A 20,957-nucleotide genomic window follows, 5' to 3' on the forward strand; every position below is an offset into this window, starting at 1 on the left:
GGCTTCATTACCGTCGATACTATTGTAGCAATGAAGAGGGAAAGGTTGGAATTAGTGGATTGAGTTAGGAAATTCATGAAGATTGAAGGGATAGAAATTATGTCCTGGTCATGTACAGATAAGCCTCGAAAATCCTTTAGATTTCGAGGCTTATCGATTATTGGTTTCTACCTTAGAATTCAAACTTTTCCAGCTTCATTTGTCCATCAGTATACTTGCTGATTTGGGGAACAATGGTTGTGAAGTGTGGCTGTTTCTCGTGTGCTTTTAAGGCTTCGATATTTTCCCATGTTTCGCAGAACATCATGTTCTGTGGATCAGTTGCACTGTGGAAAAGATCGTAGGCTATGTTACCCTCATCCTTACGAGACTGGGCAACGAGTTCCTGAGCAATTTGTTTTACCTGTTCGGCATCAGCGGCGTCTTTCAGACGAATAAATGCATTAATTCTTATCATGTTGATTGATTTTTTAGATGTGAATATTATCTTTCTGTATAGTTGGTATATCTCATGGTTGGAATACCCAGTCCCATGAGTGCATGGATGTCTCCCTCTACACCAAGAATTTCCTTGATACGTTTCTGGTTACCTTTGGCATATGCAGTGCTTACAAATCCTAGATACACCTGACTCACACCAAGAGCCTGAGCCATGAGTGATGCGTTTTGATAAGCCAGGTTACTGTCTTTCTCACCAAAGTCATCAGTAGGAGTGGTGAAAGCAATGATGGCCGAAGAGTTGCGAAGGATAGGATCCTTACCATTTTCATACGCCTTTTTCATGCCATAGAAGGCTGGGATAAAGTCATAATATTCTGGATGGGTCGCCTTCATAAATAGTTTTACAAACGGATTCTCCAATTTCTTCACCATATCGCCGAAAGTATTGATGGTAAACTCCTGAACTTGTTTGAGTTTTTCAGGATCATTGATGACCGTAATTGTAACCTGACGCGTATTTCGTGCTGTTGGTGCATAGCGACCTGCTTCCACTATCTTTTCGAGTTTATCGGTCGGAACTGGTGCCCCTTTCATCGTTCTATTCGAGCGACGGGCATGAATGAGTTCCATTAGCTGGTCTGCCGATGGCATATTCTCGTAGTTGATGGGGTGAACTTTATCAGCTGAGATCTCGCTGTGTTTGATTGCCCCTGTAGGACAAACATCTAAGCAATGGCCACAGACGATACAGATTTCAGGTTTGCAAATCGTAATAGGATATCCCTTCTCCTCTTGTTCGAAAATGTTTGCAGGACATACCTTGGTACATTTCCCACATTTAATGCAGGAATCTGGGTTAATTCTGATAGTTGTCATATCTTCTAATTGTTTTTGTATTGTAACATTATATGTTGATGATGCAAAGATAATTTATTAAATGGATATCGCAGAGGATATAAATGATTTTTAACGAGTTTCTGCTTAGTAGGGCAGTGTCATGAGTTAAACATTTAACAAGGCTTTTGGGTGGGTATAGCCTGCAATTGCATTTTATTTTGTATCTTTACGGCCACAAAAACTACAACGATTATGATTTTACGTATTTGTAACAAACTTACACGATTAGGACTTAGTCTCTTTTTATGTTTCCTGTCTCATTCCGCTATGGCCCAATTACCGATAGTAAGTAGTCAATCTGAGGTCTGTCAACAGTCTATTCAGAAGCGTCGCATAGCGCTTCGTGATAGTATTCTGTCGTGCATATCAGGTGCATCGATTGCGAATCCATTGAAGGGTAATTCACCGAAAAACGTTCAAGAAATTAATATTCTGAAGATGGGTGCCCGTAATAATGGTACATATAACTGTTTGCCTGCTTTCAACAAAGCCATCCATAGGGCCTCTGCAAAGAAAGGTGTCAAGATTATTGTGCCGAAGGGTACGTATTATCTCTGTGGTCCGATTGTGTTGAGGAGTAATGTGTGTATCGATTTACAGGAGGGTGCTGTGTTGAAATTTGCACCCGATGCAAAGTATTATCCTATGGTGAATACTAGTTGGGAAGGTACATTCCTCTACAATCATTCGCCTTTCATTTATGGCTATCAGGTAGAAAATGTAGCAATTACGGGTAAGGGTACGATTGATGGTAATGCGATGACAACATTTGCCACCTGGCGACCTAAACAGAAACCTGCTCAACTCTTAAGCAGACAGCAAAATCATGAGGAGGTTCCGATAGTGCAACGCAAGTTTGGGCAGGGGCAATGGCTTCGTCCACAACTTATTCAGTTGTATCAGAGTAAGAATATTACACTCGAGGGTGTCAAAATTATCAATTCACCTTTCTGGTGCATCCATCTGCTCAAGAGCGAGAATATTATTTGTCGTAGACTCCGTTATGATGCCAAATTGGTGAATAATGATGGTATCGATCCAGAGATGTCGCGAAATATCCTTATCGAAGATATTCACTTCAATAATGGTGATGACAACGTAGCCATTAAGAGTGGTCGTGATAATGATGGTTGGCATGATGCGTGTCCGGCAGAGAATATCGTTATTCGCAACTGTCATTTTAAGGGTCTTCATGCTGTAGTTATTGGCAGTGAAATGTCGGCTGGTGTTCGCAATGTGTTCGTCGAGAATTGCGATTATGCTGGTTATTGTAAACGAGGCGTTTTCATCAAGACGAATCCGGATAGAGGCGGCTTCGTCAGTCATCTGTTTGTCAACAACTGTAAGTTTGATGAAGTAGAAGATCTATTTTATGTTACCAGTCGATATGCCGGTGAAGGTCAAGAGAGCATGCATTTCTCTACGATTGAGCATTTGTATGTGGATGGCTTGAGCGCCCGCAAGGTGAGAGCTGCAGCTTTGGTGTTGCAAGGTACAAGTGCCGAACCGGTTCAGCATGTATCTTTTAATGCAATCGAGGTGGGTGAAGCTTCTACAGGCATCAGTTTCGAGAATGTTAAGGATGTCCAATTAGGTGAATGCCATATCGGTAAACCGGCAGGTACGCCTACTCAGGTATCTGCTAAGGACAAGATCTTTTAGTTTCGTAATTAATCATCAACCATACCCCTATATGCTTATAGGAACAGATATGTATTATTACTTATTTAATAGCAAATGAAACGAAAAAGGCTGACAGAAAAATCGATTCTGTCAGCCTTTTTTATATGAATTGGTTAATTACATTACAAAATATAATTCTTGAGGTCTTCTTCTACAGTCGCATTACCTGCAATACCGAAGGTATCAACCAATACCTTTAATACACCTTCTGATATGAAAGCAGGCAACGTCGGACCAAGGTGAATATTCTTTATACCAAGGTGTAACAAGGCAAGAAGTACGATAACAGCCTTCTGCTCATACCATGCGATGTTGAAGAAGATAGGCAGATCGTTGATATCGTTGACACCAAAGATCTCTTTTAACTTCAAGGCTACAACGACCCATGAGTAAGAGTCGTTACACTGTCCTGCATCAAGGACGCGTGGTATACCATTGATATCACCTAAGTGAAGTTTGTTATACTTATATTTCGCACAGCCAGAAGTCAGAATTACGACATCCTTTGGCAGTGCCTTGGCAAATTCCTTATAGTAGTTACGATTCTTCATTCGACCATCGCAACCACTCATGACCACAAACTTGCGGATAGCGCCTGTTTTTACAGCTTCGACTATCTGATCGGCTAGAGCGAATACCTGAGCGTGAGCAAATCCACCGACGATTTCGCCTATTTCGATCTCTTTAGGAGCCTCGCACTTCTGTGCCAAAGCGATAACTTCAGAGAAGTCCTTATGTCCATCAGCACCCATTTCGATGTGTTTCCAACCAGGATAGCCTGTCGAGTTGGTAGTGAAGACGCGATCTTTGTATTCGGCTGATGGGGATGGTGGCACGATACAGTTGGTAGTGAATACGATAGGGCCATGGAAGCTGGTAAACTCTTCTTTTTGTTTCCACCAGGCGTTGCCATAGTTACCGACGAGGTGCTTGTATTTCTTGAGCTGTGGATAGTAGTGAGCTGGCAACATCTCGCCATGGGTATAGACATCTATGCCTGTACCTTCGGTCTGGATGAGAAGGTCTTCGATATCCTTGAGGTCATGACCTGAAATGAGGATACCTGGACGTTGCCCTACGCCGATGTTGACATGGGTGAGCTCTGGATTGCCATAGGCTTCAGTGTTGGCCTGATCGAGGAGCGCCATGACGTCTACGCCATATTTACCTGTTTCGAGTGTGATATTGAGCAGAGTTTGCATATCGGCATCAGGGTTGGTGATTGTATTCAGGGCTTTGCACATAAATGCGATAATTTTATCATTGGTCTCGCCTAATCGAGCAGCATGCTCATAGTAAGCAGCCATGCCTTTGAGTCCGAGTACTGTAAGCTCTTTTAATGATCTAAGGTCGGCATTTTCATTGCGAAGGATGCTTTCTCGTTGACCTTCTGCATCGAAATCTACCTTCTCGCCACCCCAGCGTACTTCCTGATAGTCAGGAAGGAGGATGTTATGTTGCTGGGCGAGGTGAAGCAACTGTTTTTTGAGAGCGATACCTATGTCGACCTTATTTAATATTGCCTGATCGTCAAAATTGGCATTGGTGATGGTTGAGAAGAGAGCATCGGTGAGGTAGTCGGCTACCTGTGTGCGATTGTACTCGAGCTCAGCCTGATTGAACTGGTGAGCGATGGTACCAATACCACGTACTACACTAAGAAGGAGATCTTGCCATTTAGCAGTACTGGCCTCCTTACCACACACACCTTTAATCGTACAACCTGTACCCTTGGCAGTTTCCTGACATTGGAAACAAAACATCTTGTTGTCTGTCATAATCTTTATATCTTAAATGATTTATTTTCGGGTGCAAAGATAGGTTTATCAAAAGACTGTATTTGGACACAATTGTTACCCCTTAGTGTTAAAAAATCATTATTTTTAGGTATTGTGTAATTTATATCGTCTACGTATCTTTGCAGCCGATTTTATATAATGCTAATAAATAACGAAACAAACTAGTAAACGAAATGAAAAAGAATGCAATAGGTATGGTTCTAGTAGCATGTGGAATGACATTGCCTGTTACAGCTGAAGTAAATCTTACTCCAGTCAAGAACAATGAAGCGGATATTCATGTAGATTCTACAGCGGTACACTCTGAACATAAGTTAGGTGAGGTAGTCGTAAATGGTCGCAAACAGACCTATACAGAGAAAGATTTATCATCTACTCTTCGTCTGAATATGCCAATTATTCAGATTCCACAGAATATACATGTACTTACCAAAGATGTGCTCGATGATCTGGGTATCGCTTCTGCCGATGAGGGCATTCAGCGTACGGTGAGTGGTGTGAGTAAACTAGAGCACTGGGGCGATTATTTACGTATTAATGCGCGTGGTTCACGAATGGCTGCTTTCCGTGAAGGTATGAACTTTACTAGTACATGGGGACCAATGACTGAGGATATGAGCTATGTAGACCGTATCGAGTTTGTTAAGGGTCCTGCCGGATTTATGATGTCTAATGGTGAACCTGCAGGTCTCTATAATGTGGTAACCAAGAAACCTACTGGCTATACTCGTGGTAATGCTAGCATTACTTTAGGTAGCTACGATTATTATCGTGCAGCTTTAGATCTAGATGGTCATCTTGATAAACAGAATAAATTGCAATACCGATTTAATGTAATGGGTATGAGTACCAATTCGATGCGTGCTAACGAGTTTACGAAACGTTATTCGATAGCACCTGTATTGCGCTATCTCATCAATGATAAGACAACTCTTACCTTGGAATATGATCTGCAGTATATGCAGAGTTCTGATATTGGTGGTTCGTATATCTTCTCACCTTTTGGTTATAAGTCAGTTGCCCGTAATTACTCGCTTATCGAACCAGGTATGGAACCTACTAAGGCTTATGACCATACGGTCATCTTGAATTTCCAACACCAGTTGAGTGATAATTGGAAACTTACAGCTCAGGGTTCTTACTCTAACTATGCTCGTACAGGTACTTCACTTTGGGCATATAACATTGAGGAAAATGGTAATATGGACCGCTATGTTACTAATGCAGATGTACTCAACGAGATGAAGTTCGGCCAGATATATCTTAATGGTAAGGCGCAGACGGGTAAGGTTTCTCATAAGATTATGACGGGTCTGGATATGAACAACAAGCATGCTTGGTATGATTGGAGTCAGAGTTATGCTCTCGATAGTACTGGCACTTTTAATGTGTTTAGAGATACTCCAAGTGGTACTCCTTATTATGGCTATCCACAGTTTGATAGAACCAAGGATATTAAGGAGCGTGCCAATAATACACAGATTACGCAAAGTTCGTATGGCTTATATCTACAGGATGTACTTGGTTTCTTCAATGACAAGTTGCTATTAACTCTTGCAGGTCGATTCACTCATGTAGAGGATGCATCGTATGGTACTACACAGACCAAAGAGAATCATTTCTCTCCTCGTGTAGGTCTTACTTATAATCTCGATGACAATACTTCTTTCTATGCACTTTATGATCAGACCTTCTCACCACAGATGGGGCAGCTTCGCAATGGCAATAAGGTGAAGCCAATCGTAAGTAATAACTGGGAGATTGGTGCTAAGCGTAACTGGTTCGATGGTCGTCTGCAGACCTCTTTATCGCTTTATAGTATCTTGATTGATAATCAGATTAGTGCTGATCCAGAGAATACTGGTAGCGAGAATTACTATATTCAGGTGGGACAGTCTGTATCTAAGGGTATCGAACTCGATATCAATGGTGAGATTCTTCCTGGTTTGAACCTTTTGGCTAACTATGCTCTTACTAATTATAAGGTAACGAAATCTGAAGATCCAACGAGTCCGGTAGGTACACATATGCCTGGTTATGCTAAGCATCAGTTTAACGTATGGCTTAAATATCAGGTATTGAGTGGTTTCTTGAAGGGCTTCCACATTGGTTTGGGCGAAACTTCGCTAATCGACCGAAGCACGTGGACCTTTGCCGATGGTATCAATGAAGAACCACTGCCAAATTATATTCGTGTAGATGGTTCGTTGGGATGGAAAAACGACAAGCTATCAGTACTGCTCAATGTTAATAATATCATGAATGCTTATCTGTTGAGTGGTTGCAAATATGGTAACTATTATGTATGGCAGTCTGAGCCAGGTCGTACTTTCCGTATGACGCTGTCTTATAACTTCTAAGAAGAAAAATTCTATTGACCCTGGTGACTGGGTGATAAAAAAGATAGACTAAAAAGGAAGTAAGAATGATTCTTATTTCCTTTTTTTATTGATGATTGTTGGGTGAAGCCACATATTTGTATCGAGATAATTTCTCACAAGAATTAGGTATGTTTCTAACAAACTTTTCTTCAGAAATTACCTTTTTTTAGGTATTGTCGTATATTTTGATTACCTGTATCTTTGCAGAGGATAATATCAGATTGTTTGTAATGCCGGGAAGAATTGTAAAACTAGTTGTACTTCTTTTGTTCTTTAGTGAAATCATTTTGGCACAAAAGTTATCAGTCGGAGGACTTATCTTATCGGAGAAAGATCGCCTACCAATAGCCTATTCTACAGTTATGATTAAGGAGAGTGGACAGTGGGCTGTCAGTGATGATAAGGGAGAATTTCTTATTAAGAATGTACAGAAGGGTACATGTACTGTGGTGATTAGAAGTTTAGGTTATGTATCACGTACTTTTACCTTAAAGGTAGTCGATGAGTCTAAGAAATTGCGTATCCTTTTGAAGGAAGAAAATCTGAAACTTGCTGAAGTTGAGGCTGTTGCCAAGCGGAAAAATGATGATGCTACAACTTCTTATCATATAGACCGGCTTGCTCTCGATAATCAACAGATTATAAACCTCAGTGATATCGGTACACTCCTTCCTGGCGGTAAAACGGTAAATAGTACGCTTATGGACGACGACCGTATGGCTTTGCGAAGTGGTAGTAGTGAGAAGGGAAATGCTTCTTTTGGTACTGCTGTCGAAGTGGATGGTGTGCGATTGGGGAACAATGGTGCTATGAGCGAAACGCTGGGTGCCAGTACACGTAATTTGGGGGTATCTTCTATTGAGAGTATCGAAGTGATAACCGGTGTTCCTTCTGTGGAATATGGTGATCTGAGTAATGGTATTATCAAGGTAAATACACGTCAGGGTAAGTCGCCTTTTCAGTTGGAAGTACAATTGAATCAACATACTCGGCAGATAGCTCTCAATAAAGGATTTGATTTGGGACATGGTTTGGGTATCTTGAATACATCGTTAGAACACGCCCGCTCTTTTTCGGATGCTACATCTCCTTATACGGCTTATCAGCGAAATATTCTCTCGTTAAGCTATATGAATGTATGGAACAAAAGTACTACTCCGCTTACTCTCCATATCGGTTTGTCGGGTAATGTGGGTGGCTATAATTCGAAAGCAGATCCGGATAGAGTTCTAGACGATTTTTCTAAGTCGAGAGATAACAGTTTCAGAGCTAAGATGGAATGGAACTGGCTGCTTAATAAAAGTTGGATAACGAATTTGACTTTGATGGGATCGGTATCGTATGCAGATCGTAAATCAGAATCGTATACGAGTACGAGCAGCTCATCTACTCAACCTTATATTCACACCACTACCCAGGGTTATTATCTTTCAGAAGATTCACCAACAGCTAATGTTGTGCTTGGTCCTACTGGCTACTGGTATGTAGATGCTTTTACAGACAGCAAACCTCTGGATTATGCCTTAAAACTGAAAGGTGAATGGACACGAAGATTTTGGGGGATGCTGAACAAACTCATGATTGGAGCTGATTATAGTCGGTCTGAAAATAAGGGTGAAGGGTTGTATTACACAGATTTACAGTATGCACCTACTTGGCGCGCTTATCGGTATGCAGATCAGCCGGCTATCAATAATATAGCACTTTATGCTGAAGAAAAAGTGGTGATACCTGTCAGTAAAAAATCAACAGCAGAACTGACTGCCGGTTTGCGTGATGACCTGACGAGTATCGATGCGTCGGCTTATGGAACGGTTTCGAGTGTTTCTCCTCGTGTAAATGGAAAATATATATTCTGGCGTCATCAACCTCATCGATGGGTGAGTGCACTCAGTTTACATGCCGGATGGGGAAAGTCGGTAAAGTTACCTTCTATGCAGGTGCTTTATCCACAACCAGTGTATAGTGATAAACTGGCTTTTTCTTCTACGAGCAATGCCTATAATCAGGCGTATTATGCGTATTATACGCAACCAACACCTGCTTTATATAATAGTGACCTGAAGTGGCAGTATACCAACCAAACTGATGTGGGGGTAGATTTCACATTATGGGGAGCTAAGGTAACTTTATCGGGCTTCTATCATAAAACTTATCATCCTTATTTAGCCACAACCGTCTATACTCCGATGACCTATTACTATACTTCGCCTACAGAAGTACAAAACTGTGGCATACCGGTAGCCAACCGTACTTTTGCCATTGATGAACAGACGGGTGTGGTAACAGTAAGCGACATCACAGGTCAGCAAGAATCGGTAACACTGGCTAACTATGCCCGTAATACCTATTATGCACAGACCAAATATGCTAACGGATCACCGATAGAACGGTATGGGCTGGAGTGGGTTATTGACTTCCCGAAAATCAAGGTGCTGAGTACTGGTATCCGTCTAGATGGTAGTTATTATCATTATAGAGGTGTAGACGATAATCTGATTGCTGATATTCCTACGGGAATCTCTACGACAATGAGCAATGGCAGTCTATATCAGTATGTGGGTTATTATAGAGGCAGTAATGCTACATCTACCGGTTATTCGGCACAGGCCTCAGTCACTAATGGCTCACTATCGAGAAAACTGAATCTGAATGCGACTTTTACTACTCATATACCTAAGGTACGACTGATCATGACCTTACGTCTGGAGTCTTCGCTCTATACTTACAGCCGTTCGCTTTGTGAGTATGTGGACGGTAGCAGCAGAGGGTATCAGGTAGATGAATCGAATGCTTATTTTGGTACCCCATATCAGGGCGAAACTAATAAATATGTTATCGTATATCCCGAATATTATTCTACTTGGGATGATCCGAATACACTGATACCCTTTGCCGAGAAATTTGCTTGGGCACGCGAGAATGATCAGGAACTCTATAATGATCTCTCTAAACTTGTGGTTAGAAGCAATTATCAGTATATCCTTAATCCTAACCGGTTATCGGCTTACTACTCGGCTAATTTTAGTATTACGAAGGAGATAGGCAACCATGTATCATTATCGTTTTATGCCAATAACTTCTTCAATAACATGCAGACCGTACATAGTACACAGACGAATGTAGATACTTCGCTCTTTGCGAGTAGTTATATACCAAGTTTCTATTATGGTCTCTCTTTACGATTAAAATTATGAAAGTAACTCGTTTATTACCTCTGTCGGTAGTATCACTTATGCTGTCGGCACTTACTTTGGTTTCCTGCTCATACGAAGAGTCTATGCAACTCTGTAAGGTCGAGGTGCAATTACAATATCCTGCCAATAGTATATCTGCTTATGCTGGTGCACCCGTTTTGTTGACTGATGCTACGGCTTCGGTTTTTGTAGACAGTACCAACACAGAGGGAAAGGCGGTTTTTCAGGTTCCGCCCGGGATATATCAGGTGAGTAGTTCGGATACTTATCTTACCTATGATTACCGGTATATTCTGAATGGGGTTAAGAGTCAACTCATCATATCGCCCGACAGTAGTAATCAGATACAGCTGCCATTAACGGTTTCGACCAAACGTATTGTGCATTAATATAACGTGAATAATAGATGATAGAATAAATATAAAAACCAAAAGGCTTATGAAAAGACTTATTATCTCTTTGATGACATTCATGACCGCCATGGTGCCAATTACAGCCGAAGAAACCATCGATATAGAGCAACTCGTAGTCGAGTTTTCTAGTGGTGAAACGGTAGCTATAGATTTACAGGACTCACCTGTACTGTCTTTCTCTGCTGATACCCTCGTAGCAACATCGCCAGGTATCGAGCTTCGTTATCCGATACAGCAGATAGCACAGTATTATTTCACAACTGTGCAGCGGGAAGTTACTGGCATTACTCAAGTGGTAAACTCGTCTTCTGCAAGTGAACATCCTACTCCTGAGATTTCAGACGGAAAAGCAGGCTTCTCAGGTTTGAAGGTCGGTAGTAAGGTGGTAGTTTATACCATTGATGGCAGAGTAGTAACAATCGTAAAAGCACAGGAAGACGGAACTGCTTCTGTCGACCTGAATGGTCTGGGCTCAGGTATTTTTATCCTCCAGACATCAGGTGCTAGTTTTAAAATAAACCATAAGTAAACCAAAAACTCAATATGTATATCATGATGAAAAAAACTATACTCACATTTGTAACTGCATTCGTTTCGCTCTTCAGTGCACAGGCTCAAACCTGGAATATGATAGTAACCCATGAGGATGGTAGTACAGATACTATTCCTACTGCTAAGGTGAAAAATGTAAGTTTTTCGTTGCCTGATCAGAATGCTGACCAGATTTTGATAAAGGAACTTTATAATGGTGGATGTTTGGCTAATGATGGCGTTAAAACTTTTACCAAAGATCAAGGTGTAGTGCTTTACAATAACTGTTCACAGGTAGCAGTAGCTAATAATTTAGCCGTAGGATTTGCAGGACCTTATAATAGTGCTGGTAGTAACTACTGGTATACTACAGATGGCCAACTGTCTTATCGTGATTATATTCCAGCTCTGATGGGTATCTGGTATTTCCAGACACCATTAATTATTCAACCTTATTCGCAAGTGGTCATCAGTTTCAAGAATGCTATTGACAATACACAGACTTATAGTAATTCTGTAAATTATGCCAATGAGGATTATTATACTACTTATGACCCTGAGTCAGGATTTAATCAGACTAGCAGCTACGCTGCACCAGCTGATGTTATCCCTACTTCTCATTATCTTAAAGCGGTAGAGTATGGGCAGGGTACAGCGTGGGCGCTGAGCGTTGTTTCTCCTGCGTTCTTTATCTTCCAGACGCAGAATGTTACTCCTGCAGATTATGCTAACAATACGGATAATATCATATACGACCCAGGTAAGACCGGTCCTGTATATGCCAATCTCAAGGTGCCTACATCATGGATTCTTGATGGTATCGAAGTCTATAATGCTGGTGGTGAGAATGTTAGTAAAAAACGTCTTACAGCTGATATAGATGCTGGATATGTATCACTGACTAATAAGTTGGGCCATACTCTCTATCGTAATGTAGATAAAGAAGCAACAGAAGCCTTGCCAGAAAATGCAGGCAAATTGGTATATAACTATGCTCTTGGTGTAGGCAATTCTACTGATCCAAGTGGTATTGATGCTGAGGCTTCTATCAAACAAGGGGCTCATATCATTTATCAAGATACCAATAATTCTACCAATGATTTCCACGAACGTCAGAAGTTCTCTATCCGTGGTGAGTAAATTTCTGTTCTCTGGAGCACTTCTGGTGTTGAGTTCTCTTGAGGCACAAGCTCAAACGGTGAAGACCGATAGCTTACTCATGCGAGATTTTTCGTATGTGATGCAAAGTGATCCTTGGCTGATGGGTAATAATCCTTCAGCCTTGATTCGCTTTGGCTCTTCTACACTGTCAGAGGCAACCGTATCCATGACAGTGGGGAATGGAGGGTTCGTGAATTACGATCAGTCTCCCCATACCCTTACATTTGGTGCTTCTGCTGAGTCTGTCTATCGGTTGTCGCCTCGTACTGTAGTTTATGGTCGTATGAGTTACCAGAATGAGAGCAGTAGTAATATGGCTGGTTCTGCTTTTCTGAATACTTATCATTTGCCCTTTGATATTGTGGAAGACTCGTTGACCAATGAGGGGGATGAGCATCGTGACACTTATCATCTGAAAGGTGGTGTCGGTGTCGATATCTGGCATGGATGGTCTGTGGGGGCTAGTTTTGATTTCACGGCCGCTAATTTGGCCAAGTATAAAGATTTGAGACATCAGAATAAAGCCATGGACCTAACCTTCTCGGCTGGTTTTTATCTGCCTCTTGGTCATGTATCTTTAGGTGCAAATTATCTGTATCGACGCAGTACTGAGAATATTCGCTTTAAAGTATACGGACAGAGTGATAAGGTGTATAAGTCGCTGATAGCCTATGCCAACTTCATGGGACAGGTGGAACAGTTTACCACGAACGGATATACAGGAAGTAATAATGAACAGCCACTGTTCTCTGCTCGACATGGAGCCTGTGTACAGTTAGATTGGCGTATTACTTCACAGTGGCAATGGTATCATAGTATGATGGCTCAATATAGAAGTGGATACTATGGCCGTGAGTCGGCTTATACCATCACTTATATGCGCCATCATTCACATATCTATACCTATCAGTCACGTTTGTCGTATCGCCTGCCAACTTCCTTACATCGCATGGATGTATCAATCAGTGCGGAACGATTAGAGAATAATCAGAATGCTTATCTCGAAACCCTTAATGAACAAGGGGCTTCGCAGTATGAGTATTTTGGTGCTGTGAAAACGGGCGATAAATTATGGGTTGATACCCATATCGGTTATACAGGCGATATGGGCATCGATTACGAACTGCCACGGTGGACGGTTGCCACGGGGGTGAATATCGGACATCGCAAGCAGACTGGCTATCGTTATCCTTATTATCGCAGACAGCGACTCAATCAGGTACAGGGCTATATAGATGCTTGTCATCGCATACGCTTGCGCCAAGGTATTCTGCAAGCAGGATTGCAGTTCGCTTATCAGAAGGGGAGTGGTGATGTGTATGAAGACCTGACTTTTGCAGAACCTTCAGCCCAACAGACCGCTCCGCCCTCTATGGATGCTTATCTGTATCGCGATTATGAATACTATACTGCTCCACAGGTTAAGGTGGGAGCAGCTCTTAAGTATTCGTTTATCTTTCCACAAACTCGTATGAAAACTTATGTGGAAGGAAAATGCACTTATCTTAAAGCTTACAATACTGATGCTTATCTCAAAGGAGATGCATATACTACAGTAATGCTGATCGTGGGTGTCGACTTCTAAAAGATGAGGAAAACTATAAAAAAGTATATAACAATGAAAAAGAAATTTAGATTAATGGTCATTGCGCTGATTTCGTTATCACCTTGGGCGGCAATGGCGCAATCACTCGACCAAGACCCTTCCGTACGTGTGGGTAAACTGAAGAATGGATTAACGTATTATATTCGTCATAATGCCAAAGAGGCTGGATTAGCCGATTTCTATATCGCCCAGAAAGTGGGTTCTATCCTCGAAGAACCACGTCAGCGTGGCTTGGCTCACTTCCTCGAACACATGGCTTTTAATGGTACCAAGCATTTCCCAGGTAAGGGCAAGCAGTTGGGTATTGTGCCTTGGTGTGAAACCATCGGAGTGAAGTTTGGAGCCAATCTCAATGCCTATACTTCTATTGACGAAACCGTGTATCATATTGGTAGTGCGCCTATTAAGCGCGAGGGAATTATCGATTCGTGTCTGCTTGTACTTAACGACTGGAGTCATTATATCCTGCTCGAAGATAATGAAATTGATAAAGAGCGTGGTGTAATTCATGAAGAATGGCGTACACGTCGTGCAGGTAAAGCTGTTTCTCGTATGATGGAAGATGCTACACCACAATTATATAAGGGAACCAAGTATGAAGATTGTATGCCTATTGGTAATATGGATGTGGTAGATCATTTTGCTTATCAAGATTTGCGTGATTATTATCAAAAATGGTATCGTCCTGATCTTCAGGCTATCGTTGTCGTTGGCGATTTCGATGTGGATCAAATGGAAACTAAGATTAAGCGTCTTTTCTCAAAGATTCCTGCGGTTAAAAATCCTGCTAAGCGCGAATATTATCAGGTGAACGATAATGACAAGATGATTGTGTCTATCCAGAAAGACAAGGAGCAACCGATAATCCTGGCTCATCTGTATATGAAGTTGCCTGCTACACCATTCAGCGAAAAGAATAATGTGAAGTATTTGCGTGACAACTATATCAGTTGGTTGGTAGCTCAAATGCTGAATGGTAGATTGGCTGAAGTTCGCCAGCAGGCTAATCCGCCATTCCTCAGTGCGACATCACATATTGGTACTTTTTTCGTATCGCGAACTAAAGATGCGTTCAGTCTGAGTATCAGCTGTAAACAAGATAATATCTTAGGAGGAATCCGCAAGGCCTTAGCTACTGTAGAAACAGCTCGCCAGCATGGTTTTACTGCATCAGAATTAGAGCGTGCCAAGACACTCTACAAGACTCGTACTGAGCGCGCTGTGAAGAGTGAAAAAGATCGTACTAATTCCCATTTTGTGAATAAGTGTGTGCAAAACTTCTTGTATGGTGAACCATTGATTACTGCAAAATATGAAGATGAACTGTCTGATAAATTGAACCAAGAAGTAACTCTGGAGGAAGTAAACCAAGAACTACAGAAATTGATAACTCATCAGAATCAGGCTTTTGTGGTATATGCTCCCGAAAATCCATCTATTGTCATTCCATCGGAAGCTGAATTTGAAAAATCTATCCTAGATGCTCAGGCACAGTCTTATGAGGCTTATCAAGAAGAGAAAGTAGATGCAGAACTGACACCAAATATGCCGCAGGCTGGCAAGATTATTGCAGAGAAAGATTTTGGCAAGTATGGTGTTCGCGAAATCACTTTGAGTAATGGTTTGAAAGTTTATGTGAAACCTACAGATTATCAGTCAGACCAAGTATTGTTCTCTTTGGAAGGATGGGGCGGAACGTCTTTATTTCCAGATCGCGATATTCCAAACTTGTCACTGATTACCAGTGCTGTAACAGCTGGTGGTGTAGGCAATTTTGATGCAATAGCACTTCGCAAAGCTCTTACCGGTAAAGCTGTTCGAATACAGCCTTTCGTAGGTGATACTCGCCAGAATATTAGTGGAAACAGTTCTGTTAAGGATATGAAGACCATGTTGCAGTTGGCTTACCTTTACTTCACTTCACCTCGTCGCGATACTGTGGCATATCAGTCGCTTATCAATCGTACAAAATCTTTCTTGACCAATCGTAGTGCTAGTCCAAAGGTAGCCTTCAATGATTCTGTTACTGCAGCACTTTATAATAATCATCCTCGTACCCGTCCGGTAGTGGCTGATACATTGGATAAGGCTAACTATGATCGTATTCTTAAACTTTACAAGTTTGCTTTTAGCGATGCTTCTAAGTTTAGAGCAACGATTATCGGTAAAGTGAATCTCGATTCTTTGCGTCCATTACTGACTCAGTATTTGGCTACCCTACCAGTTAAGAAACATTGTGGCAAGTGTACACATCAGCATGATAGTATCAATTATGCTCGTGTACCACAATATTCAACAGAAAATAAAGTAGTCAAGTTTAATAAAAAGATGGCAACTCCTTTGGCTAATGTCAGCATCTTCTATACAGCTCAGTTGCCATTTACACCAAAGAACGATCTGTTGCTGGATGTATTTACGCGTACCTTGCAGATAGCTTATACTGACTCTGTTCGTGAAGAGAAGGGGGGAACTTACCATGTAGGTGTTAGTTTCGATCTTGATAAGCGACAGAATCCTGATGCAGTGATTCGTATCAGTTATAATGCAGACCCTAACCGCTATGACGAGTTGAATCCGATTATTTATCAGCAGATAGCCAATATTGCTCAGCATGGACCTGTTTCCTCAAGTCTGGCTAAGGTGAAAGAATACCTTAAAAAGCAATATGCACAGATGGCTATAACCAATGACTATTGGAGTTATGTTATCTGGCATCAGCTCAGAGATGGTGAAGACTTTGACAAAGATTATGTAAAAATGGTAGATGAAATATCTCCTGCTGATATTCAGAAGTTGGCGGCTGATATTCTTCGTCAGAATCATCGTATCGAGGTGACGATGTTGTCTGCCAAATAAGTGTTTTAGCTGAAAAGCATAGAAGAGAAGCTGACTTGAGTCTGCTTCTCTTCTTTTTTTGTTATAGATATATGCCGTTAAAAAAAATTGAACCTTCCTAAGGATTTAGAGTAGAGACTTGATGCATTCTTCTACTTTGCTCATGTCGTCAGTTGGTTCGAAACGAGCAACAACAGCACCGTTCTTGTCAACAACAAATTTAGTGAAGTTCCACTGAATATCGTCTTTCTTGCGTGGTTCAGGGTTGTGTTCGTTGTAAAGTTTCTCCATGATAGCAGCAAGTTTTTCTTCATACTGTCCTTCAAAACCTTTTTGGCTCTTCAACCATGCAAAGAGAGGAAGTTCGTTTGCACCATTAACTTCGCTCTTCTTGAATTGAGGAAAATCAGTACCAAATTTCATCGTGCAGAACTGTGTAATTTCCTCATCGCTGCCTGGAGTCTGGTGACCAAACTGGTCGCAAGGGATGTCCAAAATTTCTAGACCTTGTTCCTTTAGGCGGCCATACATAGCCTCGAGTTCCTCGTACTGAGGAGTGAAACCACAACCTGTAGCTGTATTTACAATCAGCAATACTTTACCTTGATACTGTGAAAGACTTACTTCGTTGCCTTTTTTGTCTTTTAAATTAAAATCATATACTGTAGTCATAATTCAATATTTATTTAAAGGGTTTTACTTACGATATTTCTTAATTAATTGTTCGAGAAGTTCGCCATGATGAATTTCTTGACGGATGAATTCTTCAACCTGCTTTGCACCTTCTTCAGAACCTAATGCACGAAGAGCATCTGCGAGAGGAGCTAATACCTTTTCTGCTGCATACTCACCTTTGGCTGCTTTTTCCATGATACCATAGATATCTTCAGGATAGGTGCCATTAAGCATTGCGTAGAAGCCTGCGTGATTACTTTCCTGGTCAGCCATCTGCTCTAGAGTGTTGCTAACTTCTTCAGGAAGTTGCTGCTCACGGGCCATACGTGCTAACGCATAATATTGCTTTGTACCGTTTGCTTCGGCATTAGCAGCTGCTGTAATCATCTTTTCTAATTCTGTGCCTTTGGTAAGGCCATATAGATTCTTCTCCATTTTATTTTAAAGTCTTTTTTTGTGTTCCTTATCGTTTGCGATGCAAATATAGAGTTTCTTTTTTATATCGCAAGCGATTGTGCTTTCGTTTTAACAATGTTTAGTAAATATCGTAGGCGATAATAGATGAAGAAGTGATATTTAACAGAATTAGCCGTTATTGTTCATTTTTTCATAGATCTTTGATGGATTAATAATCTTGATGCGATAAATTTCTCCAAAAATAAATATTTAAAATGAGAAAAGCAAGTATTTCTTACTCTTCTTTATTATCTTCTTCATTTTTTTTTCTTGTTTCAGCCAATGCTTCTTCGTAGCCGGTTAGTGCAGCAAAGGGAGCAAACTGTGCAGCCCTGTTTATCATCGGCATTTGTGGATGATTCTTAGAAATGGGATGCTCCATATGAATAATATCGTCGTATTTTCCAGTCATAATCTTCTCCTTTCGTTCTTATTATACTAGATTCATTAGGCTTTATGCCCACCTATTTGGTTATTTCTTTCTTTGGTAGTTGCACCCTCATCAAAGTCAAGTCCTTTGAGAATCGCATTCTTGCCAAATTTCTTTTTGATGCTCAGCATGGCCTTTTGCATTTTTCGTTCTTTTGTCAGCTCGTTCTGTTTTTTTTGTTTATCTTCGATTAAGGCTTCGTTATCGGCGAATAAATCGAGTTGCATAGGAGCATGCTGCTCTTTTTCTGCTTCGCTTTCGTCTACGATGTTGCAAGCAGTAATATTCAGTCGTCTCACGAGCAATTTGGGGTCTGTGATACGATAATAAAGGGCTACTACAGCATCACGAATGAGGCGGGTAGAAGAAGTAAGTTGGTCTAAGTTAGCAGTACCGTGAGCTGATTTGGGTACCTTGCGTCCATAGTAGTCATAGCCTACAGCACCGGTATACTGTGAAGCAATAGCAGGATTATCGAGTGATTCCCGGTCATAACCGATATTAATAACGATTTGACGGGTAACCAGATGCTTGTCTACAAGATCAAGTGATAAAGCTTCAGCCATTTCCTTCATGACGACAAGTGCCTTTTCAAAAGTATATGCAGACTGTAATACTTGTCCTGATCCGAGCGAATTAGCCTGAGGTTTATAGGCCTTGATATATTTCATAGTACAAGGCTCCCATCCCCAGGCGTGATCAATGATCAGTTCAGCATTAACACCAAATAGGCGATAAAGTTGTTCTTCATGGGTCAGTGAGTACCGGGCCACATCGCCCATGGTATGCATGCCGTAACTTTCCAGTTTTTCAGCGATTCCATGTCCTATTCGCCAGAAATCGGTAAGTGGCTGATGATCCCAAAGTTGTTTGCGATAAGTCATTTCATCAAGTTCTGCGATACGTACACCATCCTTGTCTGCAGGCACATGTTTGGCTACAACATCCATAGCCACTTTAGCCAGATAGAGATTACTTCCGATACCAGCTGTCGCCGTGATACCCGTTTCATTCAAGATGTCATGAATAATATCCATTGTCAATTCATGAGCAGATTTCTTATACGAAGCCAGATAATCGGTAATATCCATAAAGACTTCGTCGATAGAATACACATGAATGTCTTCTGCCGCAATGTATTTCAGATAGATGCCGTATATTTTAGAGCTGATGCGGATATATTCTGCCATTCGTGGAGGTGCTATGATATAGTCCACTTCCCAGTCTTTGTGTTCACGAAGTTCGTGTGCAAGAGCAGATTTGCCTTTAAAGCGATGGTCGGGTATGCGTGATAGGCGATCTTGGTTTATCTCGCGTATGCGTTGCACCACCTCAAATAGACGAGCTCTGCCACCAATATGACAGGCTTTAAGCATGGGCGAAACCGCCAAACAGATGGTTTTTTCGGTTCTGCTCTCGTCTGCTACAACAAGATTGGTAGTCAAAGGATCGAGACCTCTGGCTACACATTCCACAGAACTGTAGTACGACTTCAGATCGATGGCCACATATATGCGCTGTTTTTGTTTGATAAGCCTATACCTATTATATATATACTATGCAAAAATACGAAAAAAAGGAAGAATAGCCGAATCTTTTGGGCAAATTAAAATACGATTAGTCCCGACATCATTATTCAGAACAACTTTCTAATATACCTATTTTAGATAGGAAAATTCCTATTTGAAATAGAGATTATTCTTTCGTTATCTTTTTAGCATTCGCTATCTTTGCGATAGAAAGAACAAATAAAAATAGAGAATTATGAAAGGATTAAAAACATTATTAGTAGCCTTCATGGTCATGTTGACCACTACTGTCAATGCAATGACATATAGTTACGTAAGAAACGAAGCACTACGCATGACCAATGCTATGGCAAGAGAATTAAGACTTTCTCGAGATCAGTACCGGGATGTATTTGCCATTAATTTGGATTATATGCGCAATGTGAACAACAAGCAACGTGACGTTATCGCTTGGAAAGAAAGAAATAAAAGACTGGATAGGGTGCTGACAAGAAGTCAATATCGTGAATATAAAAAGATGAAGAATCTCTATCATCCCAAGCATGACCAAGAACTAATCAAGTGTGATGCAGCACATCATCAGCATCATCATGCTCGTCACAAACACCATCTGAACCATTATTACGACTAACCTCATTTACAACGATGCTCCTTAATGGGAGCAATGTTCTTTTTTCTGGAGAAAAGCATATAGATTGAGTATTTTAGAGATATCAATTGATAAAGGTCAAGAATACAACGAAAATATGCTAAATAACATAGAAATATTTGGTGTGTTCGTGCACAATGCGTATCTTTGCAGTGTAAAAAGAAATAAAAGAATGTATAACGAGACTAATACGGGTCTCATAAAGATGTAGAAAGGATAATAATTATGATGACATTAATGGTAGTTTTAGCAGTTGTAGTAGCAGTTGCAGCAA

Annotated in this window: 16 protein-coding genes; 9 read left to right on the forward strand and 7 right to left on the reverse strand. The window is 40.9% G+C overall.

Translation table 11 applies throughout. The features are described 5' to 3' along the window. Nucleotides 1–172 precede the first annotated feature (172 nt). Nucleotides 173–457: a putative quinol monooxygenase gene (locus L6471_RS00105; protein ID WP_237796956.1), complete on the reverse strand. Its 285-nt coding sequence runs from the start codon at nucleotides 455–457 to the stop codon at nucleotides 173–175. 26 nt (nucleotides 458–483) lie between these two features. Next, entirely contained in the window at nucleotides 484–1,317 is an 834-nt protein-coding gene (locus L6471_RS00110; protein ID WP_237796957.1) for a nitroreductase family protein, read from the reverse strand. Between the two features lie 288 nt (nucleotides 1,318–1,605). Between L6471_RS00110 and L6471_RS00115 the strand changes: the two genes are divergently transcribed. Then, nucleotides 1,606–3,000: a glycoside hydrolase family 28 protein gene (locus L6471_RS00115; RefSeq protein WP_237797187.1), complete on the forward strand. Its 1,395-nt coding sequence runs from the start codon at nucleotides 1,606–1,608 to the stop codon at nucleotides 2,998–3,000. A 143-nt stretch (nucleotides 3,001–3,143) separates the two neighbouring features. On the opposite strand, the gene hcp is transcribed toward L6471_RS00115, so the two are convergent. Then, on the reverse strand, nucleotides 3,144–4,799 hold the full coding sequence (gene hcp / locus L6471_RS00120) for a hydroxylamine reductase (protein ID WP_237796958.1): 1,656 nt from the start codon (nucleotides 4,797–4,799) through the stop codon (nucleotides 3,144–3,146). Nucleotides 4,800–4,993: 194 nt separating this feature from the next. Here hcp and L6471_RS00125 point away from each other — a divergent pair, with 194 nt between their 5' ends. From L6471_RS00125 to L6471_RS00155, 7 genes are all read left to right on the forward strand, one after another. Continuing rightward, entirely contained in the window at nucleotides 4,994–7,180 is a 2,187-nt protein-coding gene (locus tag L6471_RS00125; protein WP_237796959.1) for a TonB-dependent siderophore receptor, read from the forward strand. Between the two features lie 251 nt (nucleotides 7,181–7,431). Further along, entirely contained in the window at nucleotides 7,432–10,398 is a 2,967-nt protein-coding gene (locus L6471_RS00130) for a TonB-dependent receptor domain-containing protein (protein WP_237796960.1), read from the forward strand. Beyond that, nucleotides 10,395–10,787, forward strand: a complete 393-nt coding sequence (locus tag L6471_RS00135; RefSeq protein ID WP_006281656.1) for a hypothetical protein — start codon at nucleotides 10,395–10,397, stop codon at nucleotides 10,785–10,787. The genes L6471_RS00130 and L6471_RS00135 overlap by 4 nt, the downstream gene beginning before the upstream one ends. A gap of 49 nt (nucleotides 10,788–10,836) precedes the next feature. Then, entirely contained in the window at nucleotides 10,837–11,340 is a 504-nt protein-coding gene (locus L6471_RS00140; RefSeq protein WP_237796961.1) for a T9SS type A sorting domain-containing protein, read from the forward strand. Nucleotides 11,341–11,366: 26 nt separating this feature from the next. Further along, the gene (locus L6471_RS00145; protein WP_237797188.1) at nucleotides 11,367–12,482 is read left to right on the forward strand and encodes a DUF4876 domain-containing protein; all 1,116 of its coding nucleotides are present in this window, start codon (nucleotides 11,367–11,369) and stop codon (nucleotides 12,480–12,482) included. Further along, on the forward strand, nucleotides 12,439–14,088 hold the full coding sequence (locus L6471_RS00150) for a DUF6850 family outer membrane beta-barrel protein (RefSeq protein WP_237796962.1): 1,650 nt from the start codon (nucleotides 12,439–12,441) through the stop codon (nucleotides 14,086–14,088). The genes L6471_RS00145 and L6471_RS00150 overlap by 44 nt, the downstream gene beginning before the upstream one ends. A gap of 33 nt (nucleotides 14,089–14,121) precedes the next feature. Beyond that, the gene (locus tag L6471_RS00155; RefSeq protein WP_237796963.1) at nucleotides 14,122–16,965 is read left to right on the forward strand and encodes a M16 family metallopeptidase; all 2,844 of its coding nucleotides are present in this window, start codon (nucleotides 14,122–14,124) and stop codon (nucleotides 16,963–16,965) included. A 105-nt stretch (nucleotides 16,966–17,070) separates the two neighbouring features. Here the strand turns inward: L6471_RS00155 and L6471_RS00160 are convergent, their stop codons facing one another. The 4 genes from L6471_RS00160 to L6471_RS00175 form a co-directional block, all read right to left on the reverse strand. Continuing rightward, a complete protein-coding gene (locus L6471_RS00160) occupies nucleotides 17,071–17,616 on the reverse strand; it encodes a glutathione peroxidase (protein ID WP_006281651.1) in 546 nt (181 codons plus the stop codon). Between the two features lie 24 nt (nucleotides 17,617–17,640). Further along, nucleotides 17,641–18,054: a ferritin family protein gene (locus L6471_RS00165; protein WP_237796964.1), complete on the reverse strand. Its 414-nt coding sequence runs from the start codon at nucleotides 18,052–18,054 to the stop codon at nucleotides 17,641–17,643. Nucleotides 18,055–18,310: 256 nt separating this feature from the next. Continuing rightward, nucleotides 18,311–18,487, reverse strand: a complete 177-nt coding sequence (locus L6471_RS00170) for a hypothetical protein (RefSeq protein ID WP_173652116.1) — start codon at nucleotides 18,485–18,487, stop codon at nucleotides 18,311–18,313. A 35-nt stretch (nucleotides 18,488–18,522) separates the two neighbouring features. Continuing rightward, nucleotides 18,523–20,013 (reverse strand): Y-family DNA polymerase, encoded by a 1,491-nt coding sequence (locus L6471_RS00175; protein WP_237796965.1) that lies wholly within the window; start codon nucleotides 20,011–20,013, stop codon nucleotides 18,523–18,525. Between the two features lie 256 nt (nucleotides 20,014–20,269). On the opposite strand from L6471_RS00175, the gene L6471_RS00180 reads away from it, so the two are divergent. After that, nucleotides 20,270–20,665 carry a hypothetical protein gene (locus tag L6471_RS00180; RefSeq protein WP_237796966.1) on the forward strand — a complete coding sequence of 132 codons (396 nt, stop codon included), beginning with the start codon at nucleotides 20,270–20,272 and terminating at the stop codon, nucleotides 20,663–20,665. Nucleotides 20,666–20,957: the final 292 nt, after the last annotated feature.

The organism is Segatella bryantii (assembly GCF_022024215.1).
Classification (GTDB): domain Bacteria; phylum Bacteroidota; class Bacteroidia; order Bacteroidales; family Bacteroidaceae; genus Prevotella; species Prevotella bryantii.